This window comes from Mesorhizobium sp. P2_F7 (genome assembly GCF_056403695.1).
This window is the reverse complement of the sequence record NZ_JBFUFA010000040.1, coordinates 1-746: the sequence shown is the minus strand read 5'-3', so window position 1 is coordinate 746 and position 746 is coordinate 1. Positions and strand designations below refer to the sequence as shown.

Sequence of the window (746 nt, the reverse complement as noted above, 5' to 3'; positions counted from 1 at the left end):
CACCGTCGAACGAACCGACGTCGCCGACGCCGATGTCGTAACGGACATAGCCGCCGATGCGCAGGCAGGTTTCGGTGCCGGGGATGTAGAAGTAGCCCGAGCCGTAAACGTCGCAAATCTTGACGTATTCAGCCGGTTCCGGCTCGGCGACGACGACGGCGTCGGCGGCGCGCGCACCGGAAACTGCGATCAGGGCCGCAGCGGAGCCGAGAAGAAGGCTCTTGATGTTCATTTTCTGACCTCCAGTCAGAATCGGAAGCGGAGGTCAGTGAAAAGCAGGTCGTTGCCCTGCTTTTCTGTTTTATTTCAAGCAGATGAGCCTCTTTGGCGATCAGTTGGAGCTGTTCGCAAAAAAACCGCTTGCTCGCAAAAGCCTTGCCTGACCCGGTCTTGAAATATCGCTCGAGCTGCCGTGCGTTGGCCTCGGTTTCAACTCCGATATAGGCCTTCAAGGCTACAGGCAGGTGAGCCTTTGTCGACGCCACATGGCCTGATCGGTGAGATTCGAATCGGCGTCGAAGGTCATTTGTCGATCCGACATAGACATCGCCGTTATGGAGCTGCAGGAAGTAGACGTACCACATGGTCCCCCTACGCTACTTCGTAGCTTCGGGCGACACTCCTACGCCCAAAATGCGGTTTCGGGTGGCCTGCCACCCGAAGCCCGCAGGGCGTAGGGTGGCGGAGAGGATGGGATTCGAACCCACGAGAAGCTTTTGACCTCTACTCCCTTAGCAGGGGAGCGC

General features: G+C 58.2%; 2 protein-coding genes. Both read right to left on the bottom strand.

All coding sequences use genetic code 11. The annotated features are described in order from the left end of the window. A partial coding sequence (locus tag AC1DZ8_RS33320) for a porin (RefSeq protein ID WP_477402411.1) occupies positions 1-232 on the bottom strand: 232 nt, incomplete at its 3' end. Next, complete coding sequence (locus tag AC1DZ8_RS33315) at positions 129-584, bottom strand: GIY-YIG nuclease family protein (RefSeq protein WP_477402413.1); 456 nt, start codon at positions 582-584, stop codon at positions 129-131. The genes AC1DZ8_RS33315 and AC1DZ8_RS33320, both read right to left, overlap by 104 nt. Between the last annotated feature and the right edge of the window lie 162 nt (positions 585-746).

What these genes read in the sequence shown, in the direction of transcription:
- AC1DZ8_RS33315 (WP_477402413.1), bottom strand. Translation starts at nt 584, where the DNA reads ATGTGGTACGTCTACTTCCTGCAGCTCCATAACGGCGATGTCTATGTC.